We start from the raw sequence: 17,194 nt of genomic DNA, 5'->3' as shown, positions 1-17,194 counted from the left end.
GTGAACTGGGGATATCTACTTTCGTTCCTTCTCTTTGCTCAGACTTGGCAGTGGGAAGGTGAGTTCACTGCGCCAGGTGGAATCTGACTGGGTGAATGTGAGCGAGCCACCATCGCGTTTGACTAGTTTGATTGCTTCTTCGAGCCCGATCTCAGTTGTCATACTGACATCTCGTGTGCCCTCGGCAATTGAGTTTTGCAGGGCCAGAGTAAGAGTTTCCTCCTCACGCACGGCTGCAATAATGACGGGCTTGTTCGGGTCGGCGTATTTCAAGATATTCGTCTTCAGCTCACGGAACACGGTGTAAGCATTCTGCATACGAACATCGGATAGGACGGTCTCATTGATGCCCGAATCAATGACTGTGAATCCGTGGCTGCGTATCTTGCCGATGATGGTCACCACATGATTCAGTACTTCGGGCGGGCCCTGGTGTTCGTGCACATCGAATTCGCTGGCGTCGTCGGTTCGCATAAAGCGGATGAGTTCACGTACCTCACGCATCGCACGGCGGGCGTCTTCAGCTATCAGGAGCGATTCATCGCGGGTTTTGTCGGTGGCATTCATTGCCATTGACTCACTGCGCAGCACCACGGAGGTCAAGGACGCTGCAACGGACCCATGGAGGGCTTTAACCGCGCGGTCGCGCTCGTCTTCGATCTGTTGCTGGAACTGCGCGGATTCTCGCTGTCGGGTGATCAAGGTTTCGCGGATCACCAAGCCTCCGGCCCAGACGATCACGATGAATGCGCCAAGCACAGCGCTGGCCTCAAGGTCATCTGGAATGAATTCGCCACTAATCACCCTGGATAGTGCGAAGTACCAGAGGAGGAGAGCATTCAGCGCGCTGATTGAGGGACGCAGGCACAATGCTAAGGCGCCAACGACGCCTAATGTGCCGAAGAAAACGACGGGGCTTTGCAGCTCTGGATGCGTAGCGGCAATCTGCAGCAGTACAGCAAAGGCAACAGCTGATGGAAGCGGACTGATCAGTGTGCACGCTGCGGTGATCAGCACGCCGACTCGCAGCACAACGGCTGTCACATCATCAGTGGCTGAGGAAAACAGCAAACCGCTGGCGCCTAAAACGACGCATGCCACAAGGGCGCTCCCCGCAACGAACCACCGGCGCGGGACCGGTGCCTCGGGGAACGCCTCTAGCCAGTGCCGCATCGAAGTCACACGGATAGCGTAATAGCGCTTGCGTGATGGTGCTTATACGCTGGTTCATCATGAGTTTGGATTTCTCGCAGCCTTTCACTGAACGCACTCCGCGCGTGGTCAACGCCGCAAAGCTCAAGCGCGCGGCGGGGCGCAAGAAGGCGAAGGTATTTCTGGCGGAGGGGGAGAACTCCGTTGAAGCTGCGGTTGCCACTGGCTCGGCAACGGATCTCTTTGTCACGGAAGCAGCTGCGGACCGCTTCGCCGATATCGTGACGGCCGCCGGTTACATGGACGTGTTCACCCATGCGATCACGGACAAAGCTGCACACGCACTTTCGGATACGGTTCAATCCACCGGTATTTTTGCCGTGTGCAAGCCAGTGACGTGGACGCTCGGTTCGATCCTGAAGGGGCGACCGAAGCTGGTCGCGGTGTGTGTGGAGACGAACGACCCGGGCAATGCCGGCACGATCATCCGGCTTGTCGACGCACTTGGCGCCGACGCCGTGGTCTTCGCCGGCGACACGGTCGACCCGGAATCGCCGAAGGTCGTTCGCTCCTCCGCCGGCTCACTCTTCCACGTTCCCGTCGCCCGCGAGCGCGACATCAAGGGAGTGCTTGGCCAACTGCGAGCAGCTGGCTTATCGACGTTTGCCACCACCATGCACGGCGACGTCAACCTCGCCGATTCAGACGGCGTGCTTGATCAGCCAACCGCGTGGCTGTTCGGCAACGAAGCACATGGCCTGTCAGATGACGTCCTCGAGTCCGCCGACTACACCGTCTCCATCCCGATCCAAGGCTCCGCCGAGTCTTTAAACCTGTCCACCGCCGCGTCGATCTGTTTGTGGGAGTCGGCGAAGACGTTGAGCGTGGAGAAGCATTAAAGCGCTGAATACTAAGTGACCTTTGTCATGTAGGCCACAGGCTCACGGGTATGCTTGTGAGCGTTTTTGAAGCAGACGCACCGCGCGTGTTGTAGGCGGTGGAAAGGCACAGGGTGACCACACGTGGCAGATAACGGCGGGACCACTCCAGCTCCGGCAATCGAACTGACCGAAGAGAACCTGAACGCTGCAGCTGAAGCGGCGATCGCAGCCTTTGAGGCGGCGCCGGATCTGGCGTCGTTGGAGGAAGCGAAGCGCGATCACCTCGGCGAACAGTCGACGATCATGCAGGCGCGCAAGTCGCTCGGCTCGATCCCGAAGGACCAGCGCAAGGATGCTGGGCGCTTTGTGAATATGGCGCGTGGCCGCGCCGAGAAGCGCTACGGCCAGTTGCACGCAGAGCGTGAAGCTGAGCATCGTGAGCAGCAGCTGCGTGAAGAGAAGGTCGATGTCACCCTGCCGTCCACCCGCACGCAGACGGGCGCGATGCACCCGATCACGACGCTGAGCGAGCAGATCGCAGACATCTTCATCGGCATGGGCTGGGAGATCGCCGAAGGCCCGGAGGTCGAGGCGGAATACTTCAACTTCGACGCGCTGAACTTCATCCCGGATCACCCGGCACGCACGTTGCAGGACACCTTCTACATCGGTGAGGAAGGCTCCCGTCAGGTAATGCGTACACACACCTCGCCGGTGCAGGTGCGCACGATGCTTGAGCGCGACCTGCCGATCTACATCGCCTGCCCGGGACGAGTGTTCCGCACCGATGAGCTCGACGCCACGCACACCCCGGTCTTCCACCAGGTGGAAGGGCTCGCAGTGGACAAGGGCTTGACCATGGCACACCTGCGCGGCACGCTCGACCATCTGGCCAAGGTGCTCTTCGGCCCGGAGACGAAGACGCGCATCCGCACCAACTACTTCCCGTTCACCGAGCCGTCCGCCGAGGTGGATGTGTGGTTCCCAAATAAGAAGGGTGGAGCCGGCTGGATCGAGTGGGGTGGCTGCGGCATGGTCAACCCGAATGTTCTCCGCGCGGTCGGCGTGGACCCGGAAGAATACTCCGGCTTCGCATTCGGCATGGGTATTGAGCGCACGCTGCAGTTCCGCAATGGTCTGACGGACATGCGCGACATGGTGGAAGGCGACGTGCGCTTCACGTTGCCGTTCGGTGTTCAGGCATAAACAGGGAAAGGTCTTAGGAGAGTAGAAAATGCTGATTTCTCAGAAATGGTTGACGTCCCTGCTGAACAATGCCGGCAACCCCGGCTGGTCCGTGAGCCCAGAGGAGCTCGACGCAGGTTTCGTCCGCGTCGGCTTCGAAACCGAAGGCTACGAGCCGCTGCCTGAAACGACAGGCCCGCTCGTTATCGGCCGCGTCGAGGAGATCGAAGAGCTCACTGACTTCAAGAAGCCGATCCGTTACTGCCAGGTCAATGTTGGTGATGCCAATGGCACGGGCGAATTGCAGGGCATTATCTGCGGTGCGCGCAATTTCAAGCTCAATGATCTCGTCGTGGTCTCGCTGCCGGGCGCTGTGCTCCCGGGCGGTTTCGAGATCTCCGCGCGTAAGACTTACGACCACATTTCCAACGGCATGATGGCTTCCGAGGCTGAGCTTGGCTTCACCTCCAAGAGCGATGGCATCATCGTCTTGCCGGAGGGGGCTGGCGAGCCAGGCCAGGACGCACGTGAGGTGCTTGGCGGCTTCGACGACACGATCTTCGAAGTGAACATCACGCCGGACCGCGGGTACGCGCTTTCCGCACGCGGTCTTGGCCGCGAGATCGCGTCTGCTTTCGATCTTGAGTACAAGGATGTGGCAAGGGACCCGTCCGTCGCGGAGATTGATGTCTCCGCCGTTCCGGCGCCGACGGGCGATCTCATCCCGATCACGCTCGAAGAATCTGCGAAGGTTCAGCGCTTCGGTCTGCGCAAGGTTGAAGGCATCGATCCGGCTGCTCAGGCACCGTTCTGGATGAAGCGCGTCCTTATGCTGTCCGGTGTGCGTTCCGTCAATGCAGCTACCGACGTGACTAACTTCGTCATGCTGCTGCTCGGCCAGCCAATGCATGCTTTCGACGCGGATCAGGTCGCTGGTGGACTGCGCGTTCACAATGCGCAGGGTGGGGAAGAGTTCGAGACTCTCGACCACGCTAAGCGCACGCTCACCCCGGGCGATGTGGTCATCTCCGATGACAACGGCATCCAGTCTTTGGCAGCGATCATGGGCGGTACGACATCTGAGATCAGCGAAAACACCACGAACGTGTACTTCGAGGCCGCTGCGTGGGATGCACTCACCGTTGCGCGTTCCGCACGCCACCACAAGCTGAGCTCTGAAGCTTCTCGACGTTTCGAGCGCGGCGTTGATCCCACCATCATTGAGGTGGCACTGGACATGGCGTGCGCACTGCTCGTGCAGATCGCTGGCGGCACTATTTCTGACAAGCGCACACTTGTTGAGGGTGCTGTGCAAGACCGCCAGCCGATCAACCTGCGAGTTGCACACCCGTCTGAACTGATCGGTGTGGAGTACTCCAAGGAGACCGTGGTCAAGCGTCTACAGGAGGTTGGCTGCGAGATTGTCGACAATGGCGACGATCTGGTGGTCACTCCGCCGGCATGGCGTACGGACCTGAATGAGCCGGTTGAGCTGATCGAAGAGATCGTTCGCCTCGAGGGTCTTGACGATATTCCTCTCGTCCTGCCGACACCTCGGGGTGGCCGTGGGCTGTCCCCGGTACAGCGTCGCCGTCGTGCTGTCACGCACGCTCTTGCATACTCCGGTTATGCAGAGGTCATTCCGTCCCCGTTCATGTCCAACACGGTTCTGGACACCTGGGGTCTGGATGCCGACGATGAGCGCCGCCGCGTGGTGAAGGTGCAAAATCCACTCGATGCTGATTACGGCGTGCTCGCCACGACGCTGCTCCCGGCGATGCTGGAAGCAGTTGGTCGCAATGTCGCGCGTGGTCGTCATGATCTTTCGCTGTTCTCCGTCGCGCAAGTGGCGTTCAAGACGGCTGATTCTTCGCCGATGCCCGGCGTCGCTGCACGTCCAGAGGAATCCGTGGTTGAAGAACTGATCGAATCTCTTCCGCAGCAGCCTTTGCATGCTGCGACTGTGGCCACGGGCAATCTCGAGCTTGAAGGTCCGTGGGGCGATGGACGCGCTTACACCTGGTCTGACGCGGTTGAGGCTGCTCAGGTCGTAGCGCGTGCAGCTGGCGTTGACCTGGACATTGCTTCTGCGGAGCAGCTGCCGTGGCACCCGGGCCGTTGTGCTGAGCTGTCGGTAAATATTGACGGCGAAACGCATGTGGTCGGTCACGCAGGTGAGCTTCACCCACAGGTGCTTGAGGCTCTTGGTCTGCCCGCACGTACTTGTGCAATGGAGATTGATCTCACGGCATTGCCGCTGGGGGAAAAGCTTCCCGCGCCGGTACTGTCCTCATTCCCAGCTGTGCACCAGGATGTAGCACTCGTCGTGGAGGAAGAGGTTCCGGCTGAGGCGGTACGTCGTACCCTCGAGGAGTCCGCAGGCGAGTTGATCGAAGAGGTCGCCCTCTTCGATGTTTACCGCTCGGAGTCTCTTGGCGAGAACAAGAAGTCTCTGGCATTCGGTCTGATCTTCCGCGCGCCGGATCGTACCCTTACGGAAGACGAAGCGTCCGAAGGCCGCTTGGCGGCGGCAGAGGCTGTGAAGGAGAAATTCGGCGCACAGATGCGTGCGTAACTTCCCCGAATCAACTCCGCATAAAATGTTAAGCGTGTAATAAATTGCAAAGCAATGGTCGGCTGTGTAGCCTAACGCTATGAGCTACTCAGTTGCAGTCGCAGGTGCCACTGGCTACGCGGGCGGAGAGATCCTCCGTCTGCTGGTCAATCACCCTCGCTACCTTGATGGGACGCTGACGATTGGCGCGCTGACCGGCAACTCAAATGCTGGCCAGTTGGGTGCCGATGTGTTGCCGCATATTTCTCAACTGGCGGATCGCGTGATCGAAGAAACCACCGTCGAGGTGCTGTCCAGGCACGATGTGGTTTTCTTGGGGCTGCCGCACGGTTTCTCTGCGGAGATCGGAGCAGCACTGCCTGACAGTACGTTGGTGCTGGATTGCGCAGCTGATTTTCGGCTCCGAAATGCGGATGATTGGACTGCATATTACGGATCCAAGCACGCTGGCTCGTGGCCGTACGGAATCCCGGAGATGCCCGGTCATAGGGAGCAGATCACCACGGCTCGTCGAATAGCCGTGCCTGGCTGTTTCCCAACTGGCGCAACTCTTGCTGCCTTGCCCGCCGCGGCGCAAGGACTTGTTGAGCCTTCCTTCAATATCGTGTCCGTGACCGGTGTTTCCGGTGCAGGCAAAAAGGCAAACGTGGATCTTCTTGGCGCGGAGACCATGGGATCTGTCAAGGCATATAACACTGCTGGTAAGCACCGTCACACCCCGGAGATGGTGCAGAATATCGCTGAGGTGACGGATGAAGATGTCACGGTGAGTTTCACCCCGGTGCTTGCACCGTTACCGCGCGGAATTCTCTCGACCGTTACTGCGCCGTTGAAGGATGGCGTGACAGAGGCGTCGGCACGCGCAGCATTTGAAGAGTTTTATGCGGGCGAGCCATTCATCCGACTCTTGCCAGAAGGCCGTCAACCGCAGACTCAGCATGTAGTTGGTACGAATATGTGTCTGCTCCAAGTGGAAGTCGATGAGGGGGCTGGTGTTTTGCTGGTCACGTCCGTGATCGACAATCTGACTAAAGGCACTGGTGGGGCTGCAGTGCAGTGCATGAACTTGGCTCTCGGGTTCCAAGAAACAGATGGATTGCCCCAGGCGGCAGTTGCCCCTTAAGCGGCATTAGTTATCGGTGTATTCAAACAAACTAAGGAATCAAGCAATGTCTACGACAGGTGTGACAGCACCCGCAGGTTTTTCTGCGGCTGGTGTCACGGCAGGAATCAAGAAGTCCGGCAAGCCGGATATGGCGCTCGTGGTCAATAACGGTCCGCGTTTCGACGCGGCTGCGGTGACCACCCGTAACAAGGTTGTTGCAGCACCGGTGAAGGTGACTCGACAGGCGTTGGCTACGGGCACGCTTTCTGCAGTGGTGTACAACTCCGGTAACGCGAATGCGTGCAATGGTCGCCAGGGCGATACAGATGCAGCAGAGATGCAGGCGCTGACCGCACAGCAACTCGGTGTGGAGCAGCAGGAAGTCGCTGTCTGTTCAACAGGTTTGATCGGTGATCTGCTGCCTATGGATGTGATCCGCGAAGGCATCAGCAAGCTGAGCACAGAGTTGGGTGACAACGGCAGTGCCGCGGCAGAAGCGATTCTAACGACTGATCTGGTTGCTAAAGAGGCCATTGTGAAGCGTGATGGCTGGTCGATAGCTGGCATGGCAAAGGGCGTCGGCATGATGGCGCCCTCGCTAGCAACGATGCTGGTGTGCATCACCACTGATGCGGTGGTGGAATCCAACGATCTGGATGCTGCGTTGCACGGTGCGTCGGGCGTGACCTTCAACACCCTCGATGTTGATGGGGCTACCTCGACGAATGACACCGTCATCGCAATGGCTTCTGGCGCATCTGGCGTCCAGCCGAGCGCCGAGGATTTCGCAGACGCCCTGACTGAGCTCAGCGAAGAGCTGTCGCGTCAACTGCAGGCTGATGCCGAAGGTGTGACCAAGCGCGTGGTCATCACTGTCGAAGGCACCGCAGATGATGCACAGGCACTCAACGCTGCACGCGCGATCGGCCGGGACAACCTGGTCAAGTGCGCCATGTTTGGTTCTGATCCGAACTGGGGTCGTGTCCTGGCTGCCGTCGGTATGGCGGATGCGGAGATGGACCCGGAGAAGATCACGGTGTCCTTCAACGGCACCCCGGTATGCGTCGATAGCACTGGTGCACCCGGCGCGCGTGACGTGGACTTGACCGGGGCCGATGTGGAGGTACTGGTTAATCTTGGTACTGACGGACCGGGCCGTGCCAGCGTGCGAACGACGGATCTGTCGTACAAGTACGTCGAAATTAATTCTGAGTACTCGACGTAGAAAGAAGCATTCTCATGAATCTGAGTAATCAGGACCGCGCGAATGTTCTCGCGGAAGCGTTGCCATGGCTGCAGCATTACCGTGACAAAATCGTCGTGGTGAAATACGGCGGCAATGCCATGATCGACGATGATCTGAAGTCGGCTTTCGCAGCTGACATGGTTTTCCTGCGCACAGTCGGTGCAAAGCCCGTGGTTGTTCACGGTGGTGGTCCACAGATCACCGCGATGTTGGGCAAGCTGGGGCTCGATGGGGGCGAATTCATCGGTGGTTTCCGTGTGACCACCTCGGAGATCCTCGAAGTCGTCCGCATGGTTCTCTTCGGCCAAGTCGGTCGAGATTTGCTGGGACGGATCAACTCGCACGGTGCATACGCAGTGGGCACGTCTGGCGAGGATGCTGGCCTGTTCACCGCGCAGAAGCGCTATGTCGAAGTTGATGGCGAGACGAAGGACATCGGGCTCGTCGGCAAGATCGTTGATGTCAATCCGTCCGCTGTGATGGACATTATCGAGGCAGGACGCATCCCGGTGGTCTCGAGTATCGCTCCAGGCACCGATGGCGATGTATACAACGTCAATGCTGATTCCGCTGCAGGCGCACTCGCTGCGGCACTGGGTGCTGAACGCCTCGTCGTGCTCACCAACGTGGAAGGTCTGTACACGGATTGGCCGAATAAGGATTCTTTGTTGTCCAAGATCACTTTGAGCCAGCTTGAGAGCATGATGCCGGGCTTGGACTCAGGAATGATCCCGAAGATGGAAGCCTGCATGACAGCCGTTAAGGGCGGTGCGAATGCTGCTCATGTCATCGACGGCCGTATCCCGCACTCGGTCTTGCTGGAACTGCTCACCATGGGCGGTATTGGCACGATGGTTCTGCCGGACGATTATGAAAAAGAGAATTATCCAGAGGGCACCGTGTTCAGGAAGGATGATCCGCAGTGACTGAGCAGTTCCATTCCGCAAGCAATGAGGATGCTTTGAACCAGTGGTCAGAGGTATTCATGAATACCTACGGCACGCCGCAGTTGCAGTTGGTCAAGGGCGAAGGCTCGATTGTCACCGACGCAGATGGCAAAGAGTATGTGGACTTGCTCGCCGGTATCGCAGTCAACGCACTCGGACACGGGCACCCAGCGCTTGTCGACGCAGTGTCTAAGCAGACCGCAACCCTTGGTCATATTTCGAATTTCTTCGGGTCGGACGCCGCGTTGAATGTAGCTACTGAGCTGAGGAAGCGTTTCGGTGATGACAACGCCAAGGTCTTCTTCTGCAATTCGGGTGGCGAAGCAAATGAGGCTGCTTTCAAGCTGTCCCGTTTAACTGGCCGGAAGAAGGTTCTGGCTGCGGTCAATGGTTTCCACGGTCGCACCATGGGTGCACTGTCGCTGACTGGACAGCCGAGCAAGCGTGAGCCTTTCGCGCCACTTGTGCCTAGGGTTGAGTACTACCGCTATGGCGATATTGATCATGTCCGCGAGCTTGTCGGGCAGGACCCGGATGGTATCGCCGCGATCTTCCTCGAGCCAATCCAAGGCGAAACCGGTGTGGTTCCGGCCCCCGAAGGTTTCTTGCAGGCGATCCGTGAGCTCTGCGACGAGCACGGCATCCTCATGGTCGTCGATGAAGTGCAGACGGGGGTTGGCCGTACCGGCACGTTCTTTGCGCACGAAGCAGCAGGCATCACACCTGACATTGTCACCATGGCTAAGGGCCTTGCTGGCGGCATGCCGATCGGTGCTGTGATTGCCAATGAGAAGACAGCTGCGCTGTTCACCCCAGGTGCACACGGCACGACTTTTGGTGGCAACCCGATCGCGTGTGCTGCAGCGAATGCAGTGCTTGAGATCGTGGATGACGCCTTCTGCGCTGAGGTGAAGACCAAGGGGGAGACGGTGAAGGCAGCCGTCGAAAAGCTTGCTGGCGTCGATTATGTGCGTGGCCGCGGCCTCATGCTCGGTGTGGTTCTCACTGAGCCGGTGGCTAAGGAAGCGGTGCGTATTGGTCTTAAACATGGCGTGATTTTGAACGCGCCGACTGAGAAGATCATTCGTCTCACTCCGCCGCTGGTCATCAGTGATGAGGAGATTGACCGCGCGGTAGTCGCATTGGAGGCAACGCTGTCCGAATGTTTGGAGGCGACGCGATGACAACACCGAATTCGCGCAATGTGCGACAGGCAAAGATTCTGGCCATTCTCGATCACACGCGTGTGTCCTCCCAAGTGCAGTTGTCGGAATTGTTGCTGGATGAAGGCATCGACATCACCCAAGCAACTCTGTCGCGCGATCTCGACGAACTCGGGGCGCGCAAGGTACGTCCCTCTGGTGGGGGGCGATCGTATTATGCGGTGGGGGAGGAAGCACAGTCTTTTCAAGCCTCGCCCAAGGGCCCTCGCGACAAACTGCGGCGAATGCTCGCGGAACTCGTCGTGTCCGTCGACCACACCGGCAATATCGCGGTACTGCGGACCCCTGCGGGCGCGGCACAGTACTTGGCAAGCTACATTGACCGAGTGGCACTCGATAAGGTCGTGGGCACAATCGCAGGCGATGACACAGTCTTCGTTCTTGCACGTGAACCGCTCACGGGCGCTGAACTCGCAGCTGAATTCATGGGCGAGGTTCAAAAAGAACCTGCCGACGACTAGCTCGACAATAGAACTGAAAAATCCACCAACACACGATCTGCTGAATAAGGAGCACTGATCACTCATGACTAACCGCGTTGTTCTTGCATACTCCGGCGGCCTGGACACTTCTGTCGCTATTCCGTACCTGGCTGAGATGACGGACGGCGAAGTTGTCGCTGTCTCCCTCGACCTCGGCCAGGGCGGCGAGGACCTGGAGTCTGTGCGCCAGCGTGCACTGGACTGTGGTGCTGTCGAGTCCATCGTTGTCGATGCCCGCGATGAGTTCGCTGAGGAGTACTGCCTGCCCACCATCAAGGCGAACGGCATGTACATGAAGCAGTACCCGCTGGTGTCTGCTATTTCCCGTCCGTTGATTGTCAAGCACCTTGTCGAGGCCGCTAAGGAGCATGGCGGTACCCACGTCGCACACGGCTGCACCGGCAAGGGCAACGACCAGGTCCGTTTCGAGGTCGGCTTTGTCAACATGGATCCGGATCTGGAGATCATCGCTCCGGCGCGTGATTACGCATGGACCCGCGACAAGGCGATCGAGTACGCAGAGGGCAAAGATCTGCCGATTGAGCAGTCCGCTGCATCGCCGTTCTCCATTGACCAGAACGTGTGGGGCCGCGCTGTTGAGACGGGCTTCCTCGAGGATCTGTGGAACCCGCCGACAAAGGACCTGTACGCCTACACCGAGGACCCGGCTCTGGGTAATGCTCCGGATGAGGTCATCATCTCCTTCGAGGGTGGCAAGCCGGTGGCTATTGATGGCCGCAAGGTGACCATGCTCGAAGCCATCGAGGAGATGAACCGCCGCGCTGGTGCCCAGGGCATTGGTCGTCTGGACATGGTTGAAGACCGACTGGTGGGCATCAAGTCCCGCGAGGTCTACGAGGCACCGGGTGCAGTTGCACTCATTACCGCGCACGAGGCACTCGAGGACGTCACTGTTGAGCGTGAGCTGGCTCGCTACAAGCGGCTTATCGACGCCCGCTGGTCCGAAGAGGTCTACGACGGCCTCTGGTTCGGCCCGCTGAAGCGTTCCCTGGATGCTTTCATCGAGTCCACCCAGGAGCACGTCACCGGCGATATCCGCATGGTCATGCACGCTGGTTCCATCACTGTCAATGGTCGTCGTTCCAATCACTCGCTGTACGACTTCAACCTGGCTACCTACGACACTGGCGATTCCTTCGACCAGACTCACGCCAAGGGCTTTGTCAAGCTTCATGGCCTGTCTTCCGAGATCGCTAACAAGCGTGACCGTGAGGCCGGCAAGTAATGGAAAAGCACGGCACTAACGAAGGCGCTCTCTGGGGTGGCCGGTTCTCCGGCGGCCCGTCGGAGGCAATGTTCGCGCTGAGTGTGTCCACGCACTTCGACTGGATCCTCGCCCCGTATGACGTGCTGGCTTCCAAGGCGCACGCGAAGGTGCTCAACCGTGCCGGTTTGTTGACCGATGCGGATCTTGAGGCAATGCTCGCGGGCCTGGATCAGCTTGGACGTGACGTCGCTGACGGTTCGTTTGGGCCATTGCCGACTGATGAGGATGTTCACGGCGCGATGGAGCGCGGTCTTATTGACCGCGTGGGCCCCGAGCTAGGTGGGCGTCTGCGCGCTGGTCGCTCGCGTAATGACCAGGTTGCAGCGATGTTCCGCATGTGGGTCCGCGATGCATTCCGCGATGTCGCCCAGGACGTGTGCGATCTGGTGGAAGCACTGAGCAAGCAAGCCGCAGCACACCCGGAAGCGATCATGCCGGGCAAGACCCACTTCCAGGCAGCACAGCCGATCCTGCTCGCGCACTCTCTGCTGGCGCATGCTCAGCCGTTGCTGCGTGACCTGGAGCGTATCCGCGACCTGGATAAGCGCGTGGCTGTTTCGCCGTATGGTTCCGGTGCATTGGCAGGTTCGTCCCTGCAGCTGGATCCGGAGGCGATTGCTGAGGAGCTCGGTTTCGATTCCGCTACGGATAACTCGCTGGACGGAACGTCGTCACGCGATTTCGTTTCTGAGGGTGCATACGTGCTCGCGCAGATCGCGGTAGACATCTCCCGACTGTCGGAGGAGATCATCGCGTGGTCCACTCCGGAATTCGGCTACGTCACGCTCGACGATGCCTGGTCCACCGGTTCTTCGATCATGCCGCAGAAGAAGAACCCGGATGTGCCGGAGCTCGCCCGAGGTAAGACCGGTCGCCTCATTGGCAACCTGACCGGCCTTCTCGCCACCTTCAAGGCATTGCCACTCGCGTACAACCGCGACCTGCAGGAGGACAAGGAACCGATCGTTGACTCGGTCAACCAGCTCCGCATCCTGCTTCCGGCAATGACCGGTCTGGTCTCCACGCTGACCTTCCACGAAGATCGCATGCGTGAGCTGGCGCCTGCTGGCTTTACCCTTGCTACGGATCTGGCTGAGTGGATGGTCCGCCAGGGGGTTCCGTTCCGCGAAGCCCATGAGGCTTCCGGCGCATGCGTCCGTATCGCGGAGTCTCGCGGTGTGGATCTGGTGGATCTGACCGATGAGGAGCTCGCGGGTGTGGACAAGCGCCTGACGCCTGCAGTACGCGAAGTACTAACGATTGATGGTGCAGTTGCTTCTCGCGCGACGCGTGGCGGCACTGCGGCAGTTCGTGTTGCTGAGCAGCGTGCACGCGTCGACGAAGCGAATGCTGAGGCACGTGCGTGGGCCCAGACGCCTGTGCGGGCTAAGTAACTCTATTCACTTAGCCTGCAGAAAGGACATGCGCACAATAAACTGTGCGCATGTCCACGCATGAGCCTTACACTCCGCCGGGGATTGGCGATACGCCCAGTTCAAATTCGTCTGGGAAGAGCAGACGGGGATTTTCCGTCGGCATCGGCATTCTGCTGATCATCGTCGCGGTGATCGCTGTTTTGATGGGACGAGGGATGATCCCAGGACTACCGGGGATATCCGATCGTTCCGGCGGTGGTAGCAGGGGAGACGGCGGGGGCGTCGCGAAAGGCACCAAGGAGCTTCATGGTGTCGTCGGCTCCGAGAAGCGTGAGTATTTTGAGGACCCAGCTGTCGTCGAGCGGTTGGCTGAGCTTGGTTTCACGGTGAAGGTAAACACGGCTGGTTCGCGCCGGATTGCTACCGATATTGATCTGGAAAACGAAGATTTCGTCTCGCCCTCCTCAAGTCCAGCAACGCAGAAAGTCACCGACCAGAACGCGGACTACTCCGCCGAATACCCGTTTTTCTCTCCGATGGCGGTGGCGACATTCCAGCCGATCGTGGATTTGTTAGTCGATGCAAACGTCGTGCGCAAGGAGGGGGAGGGCTACGTCCTGGACATGAACAATTACATCGATATCACGCAAGAAGGGAAGCGTTGGCGTGATCTCGGTGATACCTTCCCTTCGCCACGCAATGTCCAGATTTCCACGACGGATATCCGAACTTCCAACTCCGCCGCGATGTTCATGTCTATCTTGGCCTGGCAATTCGGAGAGCGCGAACCAGATAAGGCAAATGATGTCGGTTGGCTGACCCAACAAGTCACGCCATATTTCACTGGCCAGGGTTACACCCAGTCATCTTCTGCTGGTCCGTTCAATGATTATCTCAGCCAAGGTATGGGGTCCGCCCCCATGGTTCTGGTCTACGAAGCCCAGTTCCTCGGCGAAAAAATGAAGCCGAACTCCCGGATCAAAGATGACATGGTGCTCGTTCAGCTCGAACCGACCGTGCTGGCTAACCACGGCATCGTCGGGATCAGTCCTGAAGGCAAAGAGCTTGGCCGTCTGCTTTCCACGGACGAGCAATTGCAACGTCTCGCCGCAGCGCACGGCTTCCGCCCAGTGAGCAATGACTACTTGACCGAGACCCTCGAAGAAAAGGGACTCGCGGCGCCAACGGATTATATTTCATCGGTGGACCCACCCAATTACGACAGGTTGGAAGCTCTCATTGAGGGCATTGGTACTCGTTATGGCACCGTTCCACCACGTAACCAGGAGGAGCAGGAGAAATGAAAAAGCTGGTAGCGCTTCTTGTCACACTGCTCACCGGAAGTTCGCTCGTCGCGTGCGGGCTCCAGGGAAAGAATTCAGACAATGATCCGTTCCGACCAAAGGATGCACTGACCATCGTCGCTGCCACCGAGCTGAAAGACCTTGAGGGGTTGGTCTATCAAGCATCGCGCGAACTTGGGTTTCCTATCACCATGGAATTTCGCGGTGGAACATTGCAGAACTCCCAGGACCTGAAAAACGGGAAATTCGATGGTGAGGTCGATGCGACGTGGATGGCCACCAACCGTTATGTCGACTTGATCGGGGCACGCGGTGCACTTGCGGATGAAACAAAGATCGCCACGAGCCCGGTCGCTTTTGGTGTGAAGAAGTCCAAGGCCCAGGAACTGGGGTGGGATACCAAGCAGCCCACCTGGAATGACTTCGCTGATGCTGCACGCGAAGGGAAATTCACATTCGGTATGACGGATCCGTCCTCATCGAATTCTGGCTTCTCCGCCTTGGTATCTGTTGCTACCGCGATGGCGGATACTGGTTCCGCTCTTACTGATCATGATGTTGAGAAAGTCAGCCCACGGCTTGAAGAACTCTTCCAGGCACTGTCGCTGGTTTCAGGATCTTCAGGTTGGCTCGCTGAAGTTTTCAAGGAAGATCCGGACAAGGCCGATGCGATCATCAACTACGAATCCACACTGCATCAGCTGCGAGCGGAGGGTGCAGAGATCGATGTGATCGTGCCAGCAGATGGCGTGATCTCTGCGGACTATCCCTTGTCCACCTTGGCTAATCCGGCACGTGATGATGCTGCGGAGAGAGTGAAAGCACTTTCGGACTGGCTGTTAGAACATCAGCAAAATGTCGCGCAAACATTCCGTCGCCCGGTCAGCACTGTTTCGAATGTGCCTGCTGACCTCCACGACCAGACAGTCATCGAGCTGCCATTCCCGGGGAATTATGACACCGTGCAACGCCTCGTTGATCGTTATAACAACGAGTTCCGCACACGCGGCAACACGACCTTCGTGCTGGATACCTCCGGTTCGATGGAAGGCGAGCGTCTCGATTCACTAAAGCAGATCATGACAGCGTTGATTGATGGCTCTGCCGCGACCGACACCGGCAATGTGTCTCTGCGTGATGGGGAGACAGTCACCCTGCAAGAATTCTCTAGCGTTCCGTTCGAGCCTTTCACCGGCGAGTACAGCTCAACGGACACTGGCGTGAAGAAGCAGTTCCAGGACTACATTGACGCGCTGGCTGCAAACGGGGAAACGAATATTTATGACACGCTCATCGATGTCACGGCAAAAACCAATCCAAGTGATGGCATCACTTCGATCGTCTTGCTCACAGATGGGGAAGTGACCGCCGGACGTGACTTCGCTACCTTCAAAAGCGAATACGACCGAATCACCATGAAGAGAGGCAAGATTCCGGTCTTTGTCATCTTGTACGGTGAGGCCAATGTGAAAGAGATGAATGAACTGGCAGACATGACCGGTGGGGCAGTCTTCGATGCCAAAAACGGTGATCTTGCCGGCGCTTTCAAGGAGATCCGTGGCTACCAATAGACAATCGCATGATGGTACGAAATCGAAGTTCAATCGGGACGGCATCGAGAATTCCGGAAGTTTCTTCACCTCGCGTAAGAACCTCGTGGGCATGGTGCTGGCCACATTGGCAATCCTGCTGCACATTGTGGTCGGCCTCGGATTCCTCTGGCCCGTGGTCGCAGTTGCGGCATGGGGCGCAGGCATTGTTCTGACACCAGCACCTGGGCAAAAGGCACTGCCGCGACCTAGTCAGCCAGCATTGCCGCCGGACAGGCAGATGGATCAGGATCTGACGAAGGCTCTCAATCCGCTGTATAAAGCAGAACCTCCGGCTTCCGTCACCGTCCAGGCAATGGAACTAGAAGAGGCACTTCGCTTCGTGTTCAAGGAATGGCATGACCTGGAAAGCGTCCCAGAACACCAGGTGACTATCTGGAATATCGTGAATATCTACCTTCCGGAGGTAGTCACGACATACCTGGGTGCGCCACAGTTCCGCAGCCCTGAGGCTGCAGAGGTGGTCACAGGCTCCTTGAGCACGTTGACAACAGCTGCCAATCGCGTGAAGAAGGGAATCCTGGACAAGAACTTGCGCGCTTTGGATTCTCAGGCGCGTACGCTGCGTGAAGCCTTTGGCGACCTACCGGGCTTGGACCACACCTGAACAAGGTACGATGAAGCACCATGACGGCGAAAAACTCGACGCTTGACCCGCAGCTCCTCGATATCCTTGCGTGCCCGCAGGACAAAGGGCCGCTTGAGTACCTTCATGATGAGCAATTGCTGGTCAATCGTCGGCTCGGCGTCGCGTATCGCATTGATGACGGCATACCGGTCTTGCTTATCGACGAAGCAGAGCCGTACCCCGCCGCCTAGA

15 protein-coding genes are annotated in these 17,194 nt (G+C 58.3%); 14 read left to right on the top strand and 1 reads right to left on the bottom strand.

From position 1 onward, the window contains the following. Window positions 1-15 precede the first annotated feature (15 nt). Entirely contained in the window at window positions 16-1,071 is a 1,056-nt protein-coding gene (locus Q0X21_RS00460; RefSeq protein WP_297849726.1) for a sensor histidine kinase, read from the bottom strand. A gap of 161 nt (window positions 1,072-1,232) precedes the next feature. On the opposite strand from Q0X21_RS00460, the gene Q0X21_RS00455 reads away from it, so the two are divergent. The 14 genes from Q0X21_RS00455 (at window position 1,233) to Q0X21_RS00390 (ending at window position 17,193) form a co-directional block, all read left to right on the top strand. Then, window positions 1,233-2,051 carry an RNA methyltransferase gene (locus Q0X21_RS00455; RefSeq protein ID WP_297849725.1) on the top strand — a complete coding sequence of 273 codons (819 nt, stop codon included), beginning with the start codon at window positions 1,233-1,235 and terminating at the stop codon, window positions 2,049-2,051. A 123-nt stretch (window positions 2,052-2,174) separates the two neighbouring features. Next, window positions 2,175-3,239 carry a phenylalanine--tRNA ligase subunit alpha gene (gene pheS, locus Q0X21_RS00450; protein WP_297849724.1) on the top strand — a complete coding sequence of 355 codons (1,065 nt, stop codon included), beginning with the start codon at window positions 2,175-2,177 and terminating at the stop codon, window positions 3,237-3,239. Window positions 3,240-3,267: 28 nt separating this feature from the next. Continuing rightward, the gene (pheT, locus tag Q0X21_RS00445) at window positions 3,268-5,793 is read left to right on the top strand and encodes a phenylalanine--tRNA ligase subunit beta (RefSeq protein ID WP_297849723.1); all 2,526 of its coding nucleotides are present in this window, start codon (window positions 3,268-3,270) and stop codon (window positions 5,791-5,793) included. Window positions 5,794-5,872: 79 nt separating this feature from the next. Continuing rightward, window positions 5,873-6,916 carry an N-acetyl-gamma-glutamyl-phosphate reductase gene (argC, locus tag Q0X21_RS00440; protein ID WP_297849722.1) on the top strand — a complete coding sequence of 348 codons (1,044 nt, stop codon included), beginning with the start codon at window positions 5,873-5,875 and terminating at the stop codon, window positions 6,914-6,916. Window positions 6,917-6,962: 46 nt separating this feature from the next. Continuing rightward, window positions 6,963-8,123 carry a bifunctional glutamate N-acetyltransferase/amino-acid acetyltransferase ArgJ gene (gene argJ / locus Q0X21_RS00435; protein WP_297849721.1) on the top strand — a complete coding sequence of 387 codons (1,161 nt, stop codon included), beginning with the start codon at window positions 6,963-6,965 and terminating at the stop codon, window positions 8,121-8,123. 14 nt (window positions 8,124-8,137) lie between these two features. After that, complete coding sequence (argB, locus tag Q0X21_RS00430) at window positions 8,138-9,070, top strand: acetylglutamate kinase (RefSeq protein WP_297849720.1); 933 nt, start codon at window positions 8,138-8,140, stop codon at window positions 9,068-9,070. 59 nt (window positions 9,071-9,129) lie between these two features. Continuing rightward, on the top strand, window positions 9,130-10,275 hold the full coding sequence (locus tag Q0X21_RS00425) for an acetylornithine transaminase (protein ID WP_297849794.1): 1,146 nt from the start codon (window positions 9,130-9,132) through the stop codon (window positions 10,273-10,275). Beyond that, a complete protein-coding gene (locus tag Q0X21_RS00420; protein WP_297849719.1) occupies window positions 10,272-10,775 on the top strand; it encodes an arginine repressor in 504 nt (167 codons plus the stop codon). The genes Q0X21_RS00425 and Q0X21_RS00420 overlap by 4 nt, the downstream gene beginning before the upstream one ends. Window positions 10,776-10,839: 64 nt before the next feature. Continuing rightward, window positions 10,840-12,042 (top strand): argininosuccinate synthase, encoded by a 1,203-nt coding sequence (locus tag Q0X21_RS00415; RefSeq protein WP_297849718.1) that lies wholly within the window; start codon window positions 10,840-10,842, stop codon window positions 12,040-12,042. Next, window positions 12,042-13,478, top strand: a complete 1,437-nt coding sequence (gene argH / locus Q0X21_RS00410; protein WP_297849717.1) for an argininosuccinate lyase — start codon at window positions 12,042-12,044, stop codon at window positions 13,476-13,478. Before Q0X21_RS00415 ends, argH begins: the two co-directional genes overlap by 1 nt. A gap of 50 nt (window positions 13,479-13,528) precedes the next feature. Continuing rightward, window positions 13,529-14,764 (top strand): hypothetical protein, encoded by a 1,236-nt coding sequence (locus tag Q0X21_RS00405; RefSeq protein ID WP_297849716.1) that lies wholly within the window; start codon window positions 13,529-13,531, stop codon window positions 14,762-14,764. Further along, window positions 14,761-16,335 carry a VWA domain-containing protein gene (locus tag Q0X21_RS00400; RefSeq protein ID WP_297849715.1) on the top strand — a complete coding sequence of 525 codons (1,575 nt, stop codon included), beginning with the start codon at window positions 14,761-14,763 and terminating at the stop codon, window positions 16,333-16,335. The genes Q0X21_RS00405 and Q0X21_RS00400 overlap by 4 nt, the downstream gene beginning before the upstream one ends. Continuing rightward, on the top strand, window positions 16,322-16,981 hold the full coding sequence (locus Q0X21_RS00395) for a hypothetical protein (protein ID WP_297849714.1): 660 nt from the start codon (window positions 16,322-16,324) through the stop codon (window positions 16,979-16,981). Before Q0X21_RS00400 ends, Q0X21_RS00395 begins: the two co-directional genes overlap by 14 nt. Window positions 16,982-17,001: 20 nt before the next feature. Beyond that, window positions 17,002-17,193, top strand: a complete 192-nt coding sequence (locus Q0X21_RS00390) for a Trm112 family protein (RefSeq protein WP_297849713.1) — start codon at window positions 17,002-17,004, stop codon at window positions 17,191-17,193. Window position 17,194 lies beyond the last annotated feature (1 nt).

Source organism: uncultured Corynebacterium sp., from assembly GCF_947253065.1.
Taxonomy (GTDB): domain Bacteria; phylum Actinomycetota; class Actinomycetes; order Mycobacteriales; family Mycobacteriaceae; genus Corynebacterium.
The sequence above is the reverse complement of the archived record's forward strand: the minus strand, read 5'-3'. Positions and strand labels throughout refer to the sequence as shown.